This window comes from Lentzea xinjiangensis (genome assembly GCF_900110955.1).
GTDB lineage: Bacteria > Actinomycetota > Actinomycetes > Mycobacteriales > Pseudonocardiaceae > Lentzea > Lentzea xinjiangensis.
In genome coordinates this window covers 53566-68731 of the sequence record NZ_FOFR01000001.1, presented here as the reverse complement: position 1 = coordinate 68731, position 15166 = coordinate 53566, and the positions used below count along the sequence as shown (strand labels likewise).

The 15166-nt window shown below is 70.9% G+C and carries 16 protein-coding genes; 10 read left to right on the top strand and 6 right to left on the bottom strand.

Annotated features, from left to right (window positions below; genetic code table 11):
• Nucleotides 1-19: 19 nt before the first annotated feature.
• Nucleotides 20-181: a hypothetical protein gene (locus BMW88_RS41560; RefSeq protein ID WP_177220851.1), complete on the top strand. Its 162-nt coding sequence runs from the start codon at nucleotides 20-22 to the stop codon at nucleotides 179-181.
• A 49-nt stretch (nucleotides 182-230) separates the two neighbouring features.
• On the opposite strand, the gene BMW88_RS00350 is transcribed toward BMW88_RS41560, so the two are convergent.
• A complete protein-coding gene (locus BMW88_RS00350) occupies nucleotides 231-680 on the bottom strand; it encodes a hypothetical protein (RefSeq protein ID WP_143115930.1) in 450 nt (149 codons plus the stop codon).
• A gap of 175 nt (nucleotides 681-855) precedes the next feature.
• Nucleotides 856-1434, bottom strand: a complete 579-nt coding sequence (locus tag BMW88_RS00345; RefSeq protein ID WP_089949375.1) for a TMEM165/GDT1 family protein — start codon at nucleotides 1432-1434, stop codon at nucleotides 856-858.
• 328 nt (nucleotides 1435-1762) lie between these two features.
• Between BMW88_RS00345 and BMW88_RS00340 the strand changes: the two genes are divergently transcribed.
• The 4 genes from BMW88_RS00340 to BMW88_RS00325 are packed head-to-tail and all read left to right on the top strand — an operon-like array spanning nucleotide 1763 to nucleotide 8373.
• Nucleotides 1763-3217 (top strand): cytochrome ubiquinol oxidase subunit I, encoded by a 1455-nt coding sequence (locus BMW88_RS00340; protein ID WP_089948156.1) that lies wholly within the window; start codon nucleotides 1763-1765, stop codon nucleotides 3215-3217.
• A gap of 10 nt (nucleotides 3218-3227) precedes the next feature.
• Entirely contained in the window at nucleotides 3228-4199 is a 972-nt protein-coding gene (gene cydB, locus BMW88_RS00335; RefSeq protein WP_089948155.1) for a cytochrome d ubiquinol oxidase subunit II, read from the top strand.
• Nucleotides 4199-7261: a thiol reductant ABC exporter subunit CydD gene (gene cydD, locus BMW88_RS43920; RefSeq protein ID WP_089948154.1), complete on the top strand. Its 3063-nt coding sequence runs from the start codon at nucleotides 4199-4201 to the stop codon at nucleotides 7259-7261. Before cydB ends, cydD begins: the two co-directional genes overlap by 1 nt.
• A gap of 5 nt (nucleotides 7262-7266) precedes the next feature.
• Nucleotides 7267-8373, top strand: coding sequence for a GAF domain-containing sensor histidine kinase (locus BMW88_RS00325; protein ID WP_089948152.1), 1107 nt, complete (start codon nucleotides 7267-7269; stop codon nucleotides 8371-8373).
• On the opposite strand, the gene BMW88_RS00320 is transcribed toward BMW88_RS00325, so the two are convergent.
• Nucleotides 8351-8968 (bottom strand): response regulator, encoded by a 618-nt coding sequence (locus BMW88_RS00320; protein WP_281249360.1) that lies wholly within the window; start codon nucleotides 8966-8968, stop codon nucleotides 8351-8353. The genes BMW88_RS00325 and BMW88_RS00320 overlap by 23 nt on opposite strands.
• A gap of 118 nt (nucleotides 8969-9086) precedes the next feature.
• On the opposite strand from BMW88_RS00320, the gene BMW88_RS00315 reads away from it, so the two are divergent.
• A complete protein-coding gene (locus BMW88_RS00315; RefSeq protein ID WP_245777482.1) occupies nucleotides 9087-9524 on the top strand; it encodes a GNAT family N-acetyltransferase in 438 nt (145 codons plus the stop codon).
• Nucleotides 9525-9604: 80 nt separating this feature from the next.
• Here BMW88_RS00315 and BMW88_RS00310 read toward each other — a convergent pair whose 3' ends face one another.
• Nucleotides 9605-10171, bottom strand: coding sequence for a macro domain-containing protein (locus BMW88_RS00310; RefSeq protein ID WP_425434583.1), 567 nt, complete (start codon nucleotides 10169-10171; stop codon nucleotides 9605-9607).
• 98 nt (nucleotides 10172-10269) lie between these two features.
• Here BMW88_RS00310 and pheA point away from each other — a divergent pair, with 98 nt between their 5' ends.
• Entirely contained in the window at nucleotides 10270-11160 is an 891-nt protein-coding gene (gene pheA, locus BMW88_RS00305) for a prephenate dehydratase (protein ID WP_089949373.1), read from the top strand.
• Nucleotides 11157-11750, top strand: coding sequence for a histidine phosphatase family protein (locus tag BMW88_RS00300; protein WP_089948148.1), 594 nt, complete (start codon nucleotides 11157-11159; stop codon nucleotides 11748-11750). The genes pheA and BMW88_RS00300 overlap by 4 nt, the downstream gene beginning before the upstream one ends.
• 12 nt (nucleotides 11751-11762) lie before the next feature.
• Here BMW88_RS00300 and BMW88_RS00295 read toward each other — a convergent pair whose 3' ends face one another.
• Together BMW88_RS00295 and BMW88_RS00290 are read right to left on the bottom strand one after the other, a co-directional pair.
• Nucleotides 11763-12113, bottom strand: a complete 351-nt coding sequence (locus tag BMW88_RS00295; protein WP_089948146.1) for a metallopeptidase family protein — start codon at nucleotides 12111-12113, stop codon at nucleotides 11763-11765.
• Nucleotides 12110-13111: a septum formation family protein gene (locus tag BMW88_RS00290; protein ID WP_245777481.1), complete on the bottom strand. Its 1002-nt coding sequence runs from the start codon at nucleotides 13109-13111 to the stop codon at nucleotides 12110-12112. Before BMW88_RS00290 ends, BMW88_RS00295 begins: the two co-directional genes overlap by 4 nt.
• Nucleotides 13112-13318: 207 nt before the next feature.
• On the opposite strand from BMW88_RS00290, the gene BMW88_RS00285 reads away from it, so the two are divergent.
• Together BMW88_RS00285 and BMW88_RS00280 are read left to right on the top strand one after the other, a co-directional pair.
• Nucleotides 13319-13984 (top strand): hypothetical protein, encoded by a 666-nt coding sequence (locus BMW88_RS00285; RefSeq protein WP_342714876.1) that lies wholly within the window; start codon nucleotides 13319-13321, stop codon nucleotides 13982-13984.
• Nucleotides 13985-13988: 4 nt separating this feature from the next.
• Nucleotides 13989-15152 carry a glutathionylspermidine synthase family protein gene (locus tag BMW88_RS00280; RefSeq protein WP_089948145.1) on the top strand — a complete coding sequence of 388 codons (1164 nt, stop codon included), beginning with the start codon at nucleotides 13989-13991 and terminating at the stop codon, nucleotides 15150-15152.
• Nucleotides 15153-15166: the final 14 nt, after the last annotated feature.

Here is a 15166-nt window from a genome sequence, read left to right as displayed (position 1 = left end):
AACCGGCGATCCCCCAGCCGTGACCGCACCTGAAGAACACCGCCTCACCGCACCGGACGAAGAGCGCCTCGACGAGTCGCGGCACCTCATCGACGAAGCCAAGAAGATCGCCCACGACCTGCGCGAACAGGTTCCGGACACCGCGGCGGAACCTCCGGAGAAGGGCTCTCCCGGCAACTAGGGCTCTGGCACAGGTCGTCGACGCGCGGGCGCATCGACGGTTCCGCGTGTCACGCGGTCAACCGGCCCGCCAGGACCCAGGCCGCGACCAGCAGACCCACTGCGAGAGCCACCCGGAAATCGGCTCGCCGCGGCCGCAAGGCAGGCCTGCGCCACGTCAGCCGGGCACCGTACGTCGCCGCGAGGGCGCCGGCGAATCCCATCATTCCCGCGCTCATCGCCGTGAGCACGGCCATCGGGACATGTGCCGCGCGCTGGGACACCCAGATGAACAGCGCGCTGAGCAGTCCGCCGAGCATCGTCAGCCCGCTGAGCCCCTGCGTGCCTTCGACGAGCGAGTCGTGGACTTCCTGGTCGGAGACTTCGGCGCCATGCGCCAGTGCGGTGAGCGTCCCGCGATGCCGGGTCAACTCCCTGTCGGAGTACCTGCTGAACACGAGGACGGCAAGAGGGAGGACGCGGGCGGTCACGACCATGCCGGGATCACCACGACGACCCATGCATCCCCTCCAGACGCCGATCCGATGTCGCCGGCAGGCTCAGCCTCGGCACACATCGCAGGCGTGCGCACCGACGGCGATCCTGATCGAATCCGGAGGCCATCCGGCGACCAGGGCGGCGTGATCGGCCGCCCGCCCGTCGGCGTGCGCCCACGTGGTGAGGTCGCTCGGCCCGCTAGAACACCTGCCACAGCGCCACAAGCGCGAACCCCGCGAAGAGCACGCCCGCGACCCGCTGGATCCAGTGCGTCGGCAGGCGCCCGGCGAGCTTGCGCCCCACCAGCACCGCCAGCCCGGCCACCGCGACGAGCGCGAGCCAGGCCCCGAGCCCGACCATCAACGGCGTCCCGTACCGAGCCGTGATCCCGGCGGTCGCGAGCTGTGACGCGTCGCCCCACTCGGCCGCGAACAGCACGCCGAACGACGTCAGGGCGGCCCGCCAGAACGGCACGTCGGTGCGTACGCCTGCCTCGTCGGCGGAGTCCTCGTCACGCGAGAAGCCCTCCTTGAGCAGCAGGAACGCGCCCACGCCGAAGAGCAGCGCGACCACGCAGGAGACCACGCGGTCCGGGAGCAGGGTGAGCGCCGACCCGAACGCCGCGGCGACCACGCTCTGCACGGCGAAGGCCAGCACGACGCCCGTGAACACCGGCCAGGCGCGGTAGCGCGTGGTCAGCACCAGGGTCGCGACCATGGTCTTGTCGGGTAGCTCGACGAGGAACACCACGGCGAAGGCGGTGATGAACGCGAGCAGGGGGGTGGCCACGAGGTCCTCCACGTCCGAATACGGACCCGGACGGAGGCGCAACAGACCCCGACCGGGCATGCTGCAACCCGGCCGGAGGTCTCGTTCGCCCGTACAAGACGGGTGTGGGACCGGGTTCGCTCGAAGGCGGACCAGTGTGTCGATCTCCACGCCACCGGCTGCGAGCTCCGGCGGGAACTACTCCCCTCTGGCGCGTCCATCCTATCCGACGCACGTCACCGGCCCGAGGTGACTTCGCGCACGGGACCTTGGTCCCGAGCGGGGACAGGACCGTCGCACCTGATGAGAGCCATGATCCGTCCATACGCTCGTTGACGTGGACGTACTCGAGCTCGCGCGGTGGCAGTTCGGCATCACCACCGTCTACCACTTCCTGATGGTGCCGCTGACGATCGGCCTGTCGCTGCTCGTCGCGGCGATGCAGACCGCGTGGGTGCGTACGGGCGATGAGCGCTACTACAAGATGACGAAGTTCTGGGGGAAGCTCCTCCTGATCAACTTCGCCATGGGTGTCGTCACGGGCATCGTGCAGGAGTTCCAGTTCGGCATGGCCTGGAGCGCCTACTCGCGGTTCGTCGGCGACGTGTTCGGCGCTCCCCTCGCGATGGAGGGGCTCGTCGCCTTCTTCGTCGAGTCGACGTTCCTCGGCCTGTGGATCTTCGGCTGGGACAAGCTGCCGAAGAAGGTCCACCTCGCGTGCGCCTGGGCCTTCAGCCTCGCCACGATGGCCAGCGCGTACTTCATCCTCGCCGCCAACTCGTGGATGCAGCACCCGGTCGGCATCGAGATGCACGACGGCCGCCCTCGCCTCACCTCGATCTGGGCCGTGCTGACGAACAACACGACGCTCGCCGCCTTCCCGCACACGATCGCCGGTGCGTTCGCGGTCGCCGCCACGTTCCTCGTGGGCATCGGCGCCTGGCACCTGTGGAAGAAGTCGGACGACGAAGGGGTCTGGCGCAGCTCGCTCAAGCTCGGCACCTGGGTCGGCGTCGTGGCGTTCGGCGTCCTCGCGGTCAGCGGCGACGTCCAGGGCAAGCTCATGTTCGAGCAGCAGCCCATGAAGATGGCCGCGGCGGAGGCCCTGTGCCACACCGAGGAGCCCGCCGCGTTCTCCGTCTTCGCGATCGGTGACCTCACCAGGCCCGACTGCGAGAACGTCAAGAGCATCACGGTGCCCGCGCTGCTGAGCTTCCTGGCGCACAACGACTTCACCAGCGAGGTGAAGGGCATCCAGGACCTCGTCCCGCTGTACCAGGAGAAGTACGGCACGAACTACCCGGTCGACGAACGGCTCGGCGAGCTCAGCGGCAAGCCGATCGACTACGTGCCCGCGCTGCCCGTGACGTACTGGGGCTTCCGGTTGATGATCGGCTTCGGGGCGATCTCGGCGGGACTGGGGCTGCTGATGCTCTGGCTCACCCGTGGCGGCCGCGTGCCGCAGGGCAGGTGGTTCCCGATCACCGCGCTCGCCGGCATCGCGACGCCGTTCCTCGCCAACAGCTTCGGCTGGATCTTCACGGAGATGGGCCGGCAGCCGTTCGTGGTCGTGCCCAACCCATCGGGTGTGGACGGCGTCTGGATGTTCACAGCGCAGGCGGTCTCGGCGTCGACCCCCGGCGAGATCCTCACCTCGCTGATCGCGCTCACCGCGACCTACGGGTTGCTGGCCTGCGTCGAGGTCTACCTCATCCGCAAGTACGTCCGCGGTGGTGTCGCCGGGGTCATCCCCGCGAAGACCGACGACGGCGCGCTCGCGTTCGCGTACTAGGGGAGAAGCTGTGGAAACGCTCTGGTTCTGCCTGATCGCCCTGCTGTGGCTGGGCTACCTGTTCCTCGAAGGCTTCGACTTCGGCGTCGGCATGCTGCTGCCCTTCCTCGGGCGCGACAACACCGAACGCCGGGTCATGATCAACACCATCGGTCCCGTGTGGGACGGCAACGAGGTGTGGCTCCTCGTCGCGGGCGGTGCCACGTTCGCGGCGTTCCCCGGCTGGTATGCGGCGCTCTTCAGCGCCGCGTACCTGCCACTGACGCTGTTCCTGCTGGCGCTGATCGGGCGCGGTGTCGCGTTCGAGTACCGCGGCAAGGTCGACTCGGAGCGCTGGCGCCGGGTCTGGGACGCCGTGATCTTCGTGGGGTCCTGGGTGGCCGCGCTCGGCGTGGGCCTGATCATCGCGACGACCGTGCTCGGCCTGCCGATCGACGCCAACGGTGACCGCGTCGGCTCGCCGTTCGCCGCGGTCCGGCTGGAGACGGTGCTCGGCGCGCTGGCCGTCGCCGGCTACGCACTCGTGCACGGCGCGATCTTCATCGCCCTCAAGACCGAGGGCGAGATCCGCGACCGGGCGCGCCGGATGGCCTTGACGATGTCGCCGGTCGCACTGCTGCCGTTGGTGGTGCTGCTGCTCCACGTCGCCGGGGTGTGGGCGCTGGCGGTGCTCCCGTTCGCCGGGCTCGCGCTGTGGCGGCTGTGGGTGGGCCGGGAAGGCCAGGCGTTCGCGGCGATGGGGCTCGCCGTCGCGGCGACCGTCACGGTGCTGTTCGCCTCGCTCTACCCCAACGTCCTGCCCTCGACCCTGGACCCGGCGTACTCCCTCACCGTCGCCGGTGCCGCGTCGAGCCCGTACACGCTGACGGTGATGACGTGGGTGGCGGCGTTCGGCACGCCCGCCGTGCTGGTCTACCAGGGCTGGACCTACTGGGTGTTCCGCAAGCGCATCGGCGTCCGGCACATCCCGGCGGCGCACTGATGAGCCGCGGCCCGCTGGGGGCTCTGCCCCGGCTCTCGAAGACCGCGAGGCGCGCCCTCGCCGGGGTCGGCGCGCTCGCGTTCCTCAACGCCCTCGCGCTGGTCGCCCAGGCGGTCGCGCTGGCCGGTGTCATCACCGGCAACGGTGGCCTGCCGCTGCTCGCGGTCGCGGTGGTCGCCCGCGCCGGTCTGTCGTGGGCGACGGAGTCCGCCGCCGCCCGTGCCGCCGCCGGCGCCAAGGAGGAGCTGCGGACCCAGTTGCTCGCCAGCTCGTTCGACCTCGGCCCCGGCTGGATCGCCGACCGCGGGACGGCCGAGCTGTCGGTGCTCGCGACCAAGGGGCTCGACGCGCTCGACGCCTACTTCACCCGGTACCTGCCCGCGCTGGTCACCGCGGTGGTCGTGCCGCCGCTGGCCGGTGCGTGGATCCTCTTCACGGACTGGCCGTCGGCGGTCCTGATCGCGATCACGGTGCCGCTGATCCCCGTCTTCGCGGCGTTGATCGGCTGGTACACCGAGAAGCGCGTCAAGAAGGCCGCCGACGTCACCGAGCTGCTGTCGGCGCAGCTGCTGGAGCTGCTGCGGGCGCTGCCGGTGCTCACCGTCTTCGGCCGTGCCGAGCGGCAGGCCGCCGCCGTGCGCCAGATCGGCGACCAGCACCGCAGGGCCACGATGGGCACGCTCCGGATCGCGTTCCTGAGCGCGCTGGTGCTGGAGATCGCGGCGTCGCTCTCCGTTGCGCTGATCGCGGTCGGTGTCGGCGTCCGGCTCGTGCACGGCGACATGACGCTGATGACCGCGCTCGTCGTGCTGATCCTGGCGCCGGAGTGCTACCTGCCGCTGCGCGCGGCCGGCGCCGCCCACCACGCCAGTGAGGACGGCCTGGAAGCCGTCCGCCGAGTAGCCACCGTCACCGTCACCGCCACCACCACCGCCGCCGCCACCACCACCACCACTGACGGGAACGCGGGGGCCCCGCGTTCCCCACAGGGAAACGCGGGGCCCCCGCGTTCCCAGGGCGGCGGGGTTTGGGTGCGGGAGTTGCGGGTGTTGCGGCGGGGTGGGTTCGCGCCGGACGGCGTGAGCTTCGACGTGGGGGTGGGGGAGGTCCACCGGCTCGAAGGCGCGAGCGGTGCGGGCAAGTCGACGACGTTCCAGGTGCTCCTGGGCTTCCTGGAGCCGACCGACGGCACCGCGTTCGTCGCCGGCGACATCGCCTACGTGCCGCAGCGGCCCGCGTTCGCCGCCGCCACCCCGCGCGCCGAGCTGGAGCTGACGGTCCCCGGCGCGGACGACGTCGAGCTGGTCGCGGACGAGGTCGCGGCCACCCACCTGCTCGACCGCCGGATCACCGACCTCTCGACCGGCGAACGCCAGCGCATCGCGGTCGCGCGCGCTCTGCTGAGGGTCCGCCACGGCGCCACGGTGCTGCTGCTCGACGAACCGACCGCGCACCTCGACCCGGTGACAAGTCGCAAAGTCGACAAAGCGATCGAGCGAGCCAGTGCCACGGCGGCCGTCGTCCTCGCCTCGCACCGCCAGAAGGAGGCGACCGAGGACGAGACGTTCGCCAGGGTCGTCACGGAGGAACCGCAGCCCGAACGCCCCCAGCGCCTGCCGATCCCGTGGAAGGGCGCCGGGCTGGGCGTGCTCGCGACCCTCGCCGGCATCGCGCTGACTGCGCTGGCCGCCCACCTGATCGCCCGCGCCGCCGAGATGCCGCCGATCCTGACGCTGTCGGTGCTGGTCGTGGGCGTCCGGACGTTCGCGCTGAGCAAGGGCGTGCTGCGCTACGTCGAGCGGCTGGTCACCCACCACGAGGCGTTCGAGCTCGCGACGAAGCTGCGCGCCGAGCTGTGGCTGCGGCTCGTCCGGACCCAGCGCCGCGACGGCCTGCAACGACTCGTGGAGGACACCGACACCGTGCGCGACCTGGTGCCGCGCGTGCTGGTGCCGCCGGTCGTGGCCATCGGCGCGGGCATCGCGACCACCGTCCTGTTCGCGTTCATCGACCCGGCCGCCGCCCTCGTGCTGGGCGCTCTGCTGCTGGTCGCGGGCTTCGCGGCCCCCGCCGTCGCCGTCTGGACCGAGCGCAGGGCCAGCACGAAGCTGGCGAGGGGCCGCCGCAAGGTCGCCCGCGACACGATCAACGCGCTCACCGCCGCACCCGACCTCATCGCGCACGACGCCCACCACCGCCTGCTGGCGCGGCTCCACGCCGAGGACGTCGAGTTCGCCGCGCAGACCCGCAGGCAGGCGTTCGGCACGGGCGCGGCCACGGCGATCGTGCTGCTCGCGACCGGTGTGGCGGCTCTCTTCTGCGCCACGACCGGCAACCCGGTGCTCGGCCTGGTGCCGCTCGCGCTCGCCGAACCGCTCGCCGCCCTGCCGCTCGCGGCCCAGCAGCGGCGAGCACTGCGCGAGGCGAGCGCCCGGCTCCAGTTCGACGCGCCGCAGCGCCCGCAGCCGAGCAGGGGCAGGCGGATCCGGCTGGAGAACGTCGACGTCCGCTGGCCCGGCGCCACCGAACCGACGTTGACGGACCTGCACCTCGACGTCGAGCCGGGCACGCACGTCGCGATCGTCGGCCCGTCCGGCAGCGGCAAGTCGACGCTGTTCGCGCTGCTGCTGGGCTTCCTCCAGCCGGAGCGGGGGATCGCCGAGCTGCCGCGCGCCACCTGGTGCCCGCAGGAGCCGATGCTGGTCAGCACGACCGTGCGGGAGAACCTGCGCATGTCGGGCCCGCACGACGACGAGCGGCTGCGCGAGGCGCTGCGCCAGGCGTGCCTGCCGGACTGGGTGGACCGGCTCGACACGGTGATCCGGCCCGACCAGGTGTCGGGCGGCGAGGCGCAGCGGCTCGCGCTCGCCAGGGCGTTGCTGCACGACGCCGACGTGGTGCTGCTCGACGAGCCCACCGCGCACCTCGACGAACCGACCGCCCGCCGGCTCCTGGAGCAGCTCAGGCGCGACCGCAGGACGGTCCTGCACATCACCCACCGGCCCGACGAGGCGGCACGGGCGGACCTCGTGCTGGACCTCGGCAAGCCCGCCTACCGTTGAGGACCATGGACCCCTCCCTGGCGCGGCGCGTGCTCGTCGCGTCCACCGAGATCACCTCGGCGGCGCTGGAAGACCCGGAGAACGTGCTGCGGCTCGTGGTGGAGGCCGCCGCCGAGATCGCGGACGCCGACCTCGGGCTCGCCATGCTCGCCACGGCCGACGACGACGGCACGCTCACCATCGAGGCGTCCAGCGGTGAGCCGGTCGTCGCCACGCTCAGCCCCCGCAGCGCCGCCGCCAAGGCCGCGCGCACGGGCGTCCCGGTCATGGCCGACGACGTGACGAGCGACCCGCGCACGGCGCCGTACGTGCCGCAGGCGTTGCGCAGCTACGGGCCGTTCGCGGTGGCGCCGTTCGGCACCTCGGACCGCAAGATCGGCGCGCTGGCCGTCTACCGCAGGCGCGACAAGCCGCCGTTCACGCAGGAGACGGTGGACGTGCTGACGGCGTTCGCCGCCCAGGCCGGTCTCGCCGTGGTGCTGTCGGAGGGCTTCACCGCACGGCAGCGCGTCGCGGTCTACGAGGAGCGCGAGCGCATCGCCCGCGACCTGCACGACGTGATCATCCAGCGGCTCTACGGCGCCGGGGTACAGCTCAACCTGCTGGAACGCCGGATGGGCAAGAAGCTCGACGCCTCGCAGCGCGCGCGGATCGCGGAGGCCGTCGAGCTGGTCGACGAGACGATCGCGGAGGTCCGCGCGACCGTCCGCAAGCTGCGCAACACCGATCCCGCGGAGTCCGCCGACCTGCTCGACTCGATCAACGCCGAGGTCCGCACGGCCGGTGAGCTGCTCGGGTTCGCCCCGCGCCTGCACGTGGCGGGCGACCTGGCGAACGTGCCGCGCCCGCACGCCGACGACGCTCGGGCGGCGTTGCGCGAGGCCCTGTCGAACGTCGTACGGCACTCAGGCGCCACGCACGTCCAGATCGACGTACGGCGAGACGAGAAGCATCTGCTGCTGCGTGTCGCGGACAACGGTTGCGGCATCCCGTCCGGCGTGACTCAACGCGGATTGCGGCACCTCGCCGAACGGGCGAAGGCCGCGAGTGGCGATTTCCGCGTCGTGAGTTCGCCGAACGGGACGACGCTCACCTGGTCCGTCCCCGTTTAGCCACCCAGGCGGCGGCTTGCGTCCGCCGTTCCATGCCGAGTTTGGAGAGCACCGACGTGACGTAGTTCTTCACGGTCTTCTCCGCGAGGAACAACCGTTCACCGATTTGGCGGTTCGTGAGGCCCTCACCGATGAGCTCCAACACGCGCTGTTCCTGATCGGTGAGGCCAACCGGGGCCGGATTGCGCATCCGTTCGAGTACCCGGCTTGTGGTCGCGGGGTCCAGAAGGGACCGTCCTGCCGCGACCTCGCGCACGGCCGTCACGACGTCCTGACCGCGAACCTGCTTGAGCAGATAGCCCGACGCACCGGCCATGATGGCCCCGACGAGCGCCTCCTCGTCGTCGAACGCCGTCAGCACGAGGCAGCGGATGCCCAGATCGCGCAACGACCGGCACAGGTCGACACCGCTGCCGTCGGGCAGCTGAACGTCCACGACGGCCACATCGGGCCCCGTCGCCCTGGCACGGGTCACCGCCTCGTCGACGGAACCCGCCTCGGCGATGACCGAGATGTCCTCCTCGTCGTCGAGCATCTCGCGCAGTCCTCTGCGCACCACTTCGTGATCGTCAACCAACAAAACGCGCACTGGCACGAATCCACCGTACGTCGAATGGCTGTTCCTGAGCGTCACTCGGATTGAGACAGTTCTTGTCATGGCAGAAGGCTCGGTGAGGCCGATCGAGGAAGCGGATCGCATAGTTGTCGCCCGATTGGTTCTCGAGCTATGGGGCGCGCACACCGCCGTCGCGCACGGCGAGGTGTTCTTCCCCGCGAGTCTGCCGGGATTCCTGGTGGAGAGACAGGGCCACGTGCTCGGCATGCTGACCTACGCGGTGGCGAACCACCAGCTCGAGATCGTGACGATCGACGCGCTGCGACGGGGCCGCGGCGTCGGTACCGCGCTGGTCGACGCCGCGGTCCGCCAGGCGCGCACGCTCGGCTGCTCGCGGGTGCGCCTCACGACCACGAACGACAACCTCGACGCGTTGCGCTTCTACCAGCGCCGCGGCTTCAAGCTGACGGCGCTGAGGCCCGACGCCGTGCGGGAGGCGCGCAAGCTCAAACCGGAGATCCCGGCGGTGGGGGAGTTCGGCATCCCCATCACCGACGAGGTCGACCTGGAACGATGGGTCGCGCCGCGGCAGTAGTCCACAGCTGTCCACAGCTCTGTCCACAGGGTTGTGCACAAGGGGTGGGCGCGAGGGGTGGGCGCGAGGAGTGGGCGGAGTCAGACGCGCAGCGAGTTGAACGACTCGTCCCAGGCCGCGGCGACCTGGTGCGCGCACGTGGACGGCGCGACGCCGCCCACCCCGGTGCCGAGCCCCGGCATCGCGATGGTGCGGACGGCGTCGCGCACCGGCGTGCCGTCCTCCAGGCGCCCGTCGAGCCACAGCCGCAGGACCGCCCGCGCCGCGAGGTAGGGGTGGACGGTGTCGACCGGCAGCCGTTCACCGGGCAGCCGCATGGTCGGCGCGCTGATGAGCCACGCCGGTTCGGTCTCGCCGGTCGGCACGATCTGCGCCTCGCCCACGGGGAGCTCACCGCCGTGCAGCGCCAGGACCGCGCTGCGGACGTTGTTCTCGACCTGGGGGAATGCGGTGGCGTAGACGGCGTCGATGCCGCCGCGCATCCAGCCCTGCGAGTTGGCTGGGCTGACGACGGCCTGCGCCCGGATGTCCAGCACGGACCCGCGGTGCACCCGCACCCCTGTGCGGCCGGCCGCGACGGCGAGCCAGGCGTTCGCCATCGGTTCGTCGACCGCGCACAACACGAGTTCTGGCGCTAGAGCGGGCACGGCCCAAGCATTCCAGTTCGAACGGCCCCTGCGGAACCCAGGTTCGGCGCCGACCCTGGCGTGATCCGCGCCCCACTCGGCCGCACTAGTGTGTGCGGGTGCCTCGCATTGCGTACTTCGGCCCACAGGGAACCTTCACCGAGCAGGCAGCGATGCGGTTCGAGGGCGAGCTCGTCCCCGTCGAGACCATCCCGCTCGCCGTCGCCGCCGTCCGCGCGGGCGAGACCGACTTCGCGTGCGTGCCCATCGAGAACTCCGTCGAGGGCGCCGTGCCCGCGACGCTCGACGTGCTGATCCGCGACGAGCCCGTCATCGCCGTCGCCGAGACGGTGCTGGACGTCCGGTTCAGCGTCCTGGTCCGGCCGGGCACCGCGGAGATCAGGACCATCGCGTCGCACCCGCACGCGCTGGCCCAGGTCCGGGACTGGATCGCCGCGACCCTGCCCGGCGTCACCTCAATCGCCACCTCGTCGACCGCCGCTGCCGCCGCCGCGGTGGAGCGCGGCGAGTTCGACGCGGCCGTCACGGCACCGGTGGCCGTGCACCACTACGCGCTGGACGAGTACGCGACCGACGTGCTGGACGTCGCCGACGCGCGCACGCGGTTCCTGCTGCTGCGCCGGCCGGGCCGGCTGCCCGAGCCGACCGGGGCCGACCGCACCAGCGTCGTGGTGACCACCCCGGACCGCGTGGGGGTGCTGTCCGAGCTGCTCACCGAGCTCGCGCTGCGTGGGATCAATCTCACCGGCCTCGAATCGCGTCCCACGAAGGGCAAACTGGGCACGTACCGCTTCTACATCGACGTCGAGGGGCACATCGCAGAACCGAGGATCGGTGACGCGCTGGCCGCGCTGCACCGACACTCGCACGAGATCCGGTTCCTCGGGTCCTTCCCGATGGCCGACCACGAGCCCACCGAGGCCCGCGACGACGAGTTCGCCGCAGCAGCCGCTTGGGTCGATGCTGTCAGAAAGGGCGAGCGCGGGTGAGGTTGCTGCTGGTCAGGCACGGTGAGACGGCGTCGAACATCGAACGCAGGCTGGACACGGCCATGCCGGGTCCCCCGCTCACCGACCTCGGCCACAAGCAGGCCCGCGAACTGGCCGACGCGCTGGCCGGCGAGGAGATCTCCGCCGTCTACGCGAGCATCGGCCTGCGCGCCCAGCAGACCGCCGCCCCGACCGCCGAGCGCTTCGGCCTGCCCGTGCAGGTCCTGGAGGGCGTCCACGAGATCCAGGTGGGCGAGCTGGAGGGCCGCAACGACCCCGAGGCGTACCAGACCTACCTCGACACCGTGGTCCAGTGGGCGGAGGGCGCGCTGGACGTGGCGTTCCCGGGCGGAGGCGAGACCGGGCAGCAGGTGCTGGACCGGTTCCTCGCCGCCATCGAGTCGATCCGCCGGGACGGCACGGTCATGGTCGTGTCGCACGGCGGCGCCGGCCGGATGGGCGCGCTGGCGCTCGCGTCCAACGTGCCGGTCGAGCTCGCCGAGAACCTGCTGCCGAACACCGGCGTCGTGGTCCTGGAGACCGAGGGCGACGGCTGGGTGTGCCGGTCGTGGGCGGGCGTCGAGGTCTGAGGCCCGCGCCGGCTAGCCCCAGCCCAGCTCGTGCAGCCTCGCGTCGTCCACCCCGAAGTGGTGCGCGATCTCGTGCACCACGGTGATGATCACTTCCTCCACGACGTCGTCCTCGCTGTCGCAGATGTCGAGGATCGCCTCGCGGTAGATGAAGATGTGGTCGGGCAGCGCCCCGCCGTAGTCGGTGTTGCGCTCGGTCAGCGCGATGCCCTGGTAGAGCCCGAGCAGGGACGGCTCGTCGGGGTTGCGGTCCTCGACGAGCACCACGACGTTGTTCATCGCCTGCACGAACTCCGGCGGGACCAGGTCCAGCGCCTCCTCGACCAGTTCGTCGAAGCGGGCCCTGGTCATCTCGACGGTCATCCGCTCTCCGACGTCGTGGTGGGCGCGCTGGAGGAGGGCTTGTCGGGCTTGCCCGAGTCGGAGGGCTGGTTGCTGCCGGAGGGCGCGCCGGACTCGGAGTGCAGCGGGGCGCCGGTCGGCTCCGCCTGCGGCTTGACCGAGGTGGTCTGCGGCGGGTTCGAGGTGGTCAGCGGGGCGCCGTTGGGGTTGCGGACGCTGCCCTTCCACGCCACCAGGTTGTTGCCCTGGGGAACGGCGCCGACCTTGCAGTTGGCCTTGCGGGAGCCGACGGCCCAGCTCTCCTCCGCGCGCGTGTCCCAGGTGACCAGCAGGCCCTTGGCCTTGAGGTCGGCGCCGCCGGTGTACTCGGCGGCGATCGCCGCGCACTTCTCGGACATGACCTTGTCCTGCTGTTCGAGCGGCAGGAACGGGCCTTCGGGGTGCTGAACGACCCCGACGATCTCGAACGCGTGCGGCTCGGCGCAGTCGATGGGGTCGCCGACCGTGTTGTTCGCGCCGAGCGCGACGCACACACCGGGGTCGTAGACGTTCGACTGGTCCTGGGTCTTCGCGCTGCCGTACGACGGCAGGGCGGCGCCGGAGGGCGCGGTGACCTGCAGGCCGCACCTGAGCTGGCGGTAGCCGTCCGACCAGCGCTTCTCGTCCGGGTTCAGCGTGCTGACGCCGTACTTGCCCTTCGGGTCGAGCTTGCCGGACATGTAGCTGGTGGCGGCCTGGGCGCAGTGCTCCTGCGCGATCTTCGCCCACGCCTCCGCGTTCGGGAACGGCGCCTGGCTCGGGTACGCGGCGGTGATGTCCGCCGTGCCGGTGACCTCGAACTTGTGGGCCGCCGAGCAGTCGACCTTCTGCGCGTCGGAGAGGTCGGCCTTCTCCCAGTTCAGGCACTCGCCCTGGACGGCCTGGTAGGCCGCGTTGACCAGCTCGCGCTTGGTCCCGATCGGTCCGCTGCTGAAGACGGAGGTGAACGCGGACACCATCAGGAGCATGAACGCGCCCACGAAAGCACCGACCATCACAAGCCGCGTGTCGCGGATGTGACCTGATCGACTCAACCAACCGGCGCTCGGAGACATCTCATCCATGATGCCCGTGCCGTGTGAGGCGGCTGTGCGCCGGGTTGGGTCGAGTGTTGCTATTAGGACACTCGTCACTGAATCGGCCGTGTTTCCGCCGTGTCGCTAGGTACCTTGCCCGCGGGAGTGGTGATGACTGACAACAACCTGCCAGGACCTGGCCGGCCGACGCCCGAGCCCGGGTCACCGTCGGCACAGCCGGGTCAGCCGCAACAGCCGCCGCCGTACCAGCCGGCGCAGCCGCAGCCCGGCCAGAACCAGCCGGCGCAGCAGAAACCCGTCAAGGGCCAAGTGCGCCAGCAGCAGGCCGGCGTGACGAAGGCGCGTCAGCCGTCGGTGGCCGAGCAGCGCGCTCGTGCGGCCGCGTTGAAGGCCCAGCAGGAGCGGTTCGCCGCCGAGTCCGCCGCGTTCGAGAAACGCCGCAAGACCCGCAAACGCTTGCTCATCGGCGGTGGAGTCACCGTGGGTGTGGTCGCGCTGGTCGCGATCTGGTACGCGGCCGCCAGCCCGAAGAACGTCACGGCGCAGTGCACCGACTCGAACAACGTGATCGTCGACGACGACTACTGCGACGAGTCGTACTACCGCAGCCACGGCGGCTACTCGAGCGGCGGGTTCATCTACATCGGTGGCAGCTCGTACCGCTACAACTACGGCGGCTCGGGCGCGGTCGGCCAGAGGGTGAGCGGCGGCAGCTACACGGTTCCCAAGGGCGCGAACGTCACGACCAAGTCGGGCACGTCGATCCAGCGCGGCGGCTTCGGCGTCAGCAGCGGCTCGAAGAGCAGCGGGGGCTGAGCAGTTGCGTCGTGACACCTCGCAACCGCGGCCGAACTGGCAGCGCACGGTCTCGGAGCAGGGGTTGGTCTTCGGCCTGCCCGCGAAGTACGCGAACGGCGCCGACCGCCCGTACTGGGACGAGTCGGTGCACTACGTGTTCGAGATGAGCGAGATCCTCTCGCTCGAAGCCGACGTCGAGCTGCTCCACTCCATGTGCCTCGACGCGGTGGACAACGTCGTGCTCACCGAGCGGTACCGCGACTTCGGCATCCCCGAGTGGGTGTGGCCCCACATCGCCGAGTCGTGGCGCCGCCGCGACCCGCACGTCTACGGCCGCTTCGACCTGCGCTACGACGGCTCCGGTCCGGCCAAGCTGCTCGAGTACAACGCGGACACGCCCACGTCGCTGCTGGAGGCCGCCTACGTCCAGTGGTACTGGAAGACCGACGTCTTCCCGGACGACGACCAGTGGAACTCCCTGCACGAGCGCCTGGTCGAGCGCTGGGCCGAGATCGGCGCCAAGCTGCCGTCCGGCGAGCTGCACTTCAGCTGGTCGAGCGCCGACCCGTCCGGCGAGGACCACCTCACGATCGCCTGCCTGCAGGAGACGGCCGCCGAGGCCGGCCTGAACACGGTGGGCATCGCGATGGAGGACATCGGCTGGGACACGCTGCTCAACCGGTTCGTGGACCTCGAAGAGGCCCCGATGGGCACGGTGTTCAAGCTCTACCCGTGGGAGTGGGTGGTCGAGGAGGAGTTCGGCCGCCACGCCGTCGAGTCGCTGCCGGGCACGCTGTGGGTCGAGCCGCTGTGGAAGATGCTGCTCTCCAACAAGGCGCTGCTCGCGGTCCTGTGGGAGATGCACCCCGGCCACCCCAACCTGCTCCCCGCCTACCTCAACGACCCCGGCATGCTCACCGAGTACGTGCGCAAGCCGCTGCTCGGCCGGGAAGGGGCGAACATCCAGATCGTCGCCCCCGGCTACGAGACGCAGACCGGCGGTGTGTACGGCAAAGAAGGCTTCGTCTACCAGCTGTTCGATCCGCTTCCGGACTTCGACGGCTACCGCCCCGCGTTGGGCGCCTGGGTCGTCGGCGACACGTCGGCCGGCCTCGGCATCCGGGAAACGGTCGGTCTGGTGACCGACGATGGCGCGGCGTTCGTGCCGCATCGAATTGTTGAGTAAGACTTCGAAAGGGA

Coding starts and splice junctions, on each gene's coding strand:
- BMW88_RS00350 (WP_143115930.1), bottom strand. CDS start 680: ATGGGTCGTCGTGGTGATCCCGGCATGGTCGTGACCGCCCGCGTCCTC.
- cydD (WP_089948154.1), top strand. CDS start 4,199: ATGAGCCGCGGCCCGCTGGGGGCTCTGCCCCGGCTCTCGAAGACCGCG.
- BMW88_RS00325 (WP_089948152.1), top strand. CDS start 7,267: ATGGACCCCTCCCTGGCGCGGCGCGTGCTCGTCGCGTCCACCGAGATC.
- BMW88_RS00295 (WP_089948146.1), bottom strand. CDS start 12,113: ATGACCGTCGAGATGACCAGGGCCCGCTTCGACGAACTGGTCGAGGAG.
- BMW88_RS00285 (WP_342714876.1), top strand. CDS start 13,319: ATGACTGACAACAACCTGCCAGGACCTGGCCGGCCGACGCCCGAGCCC.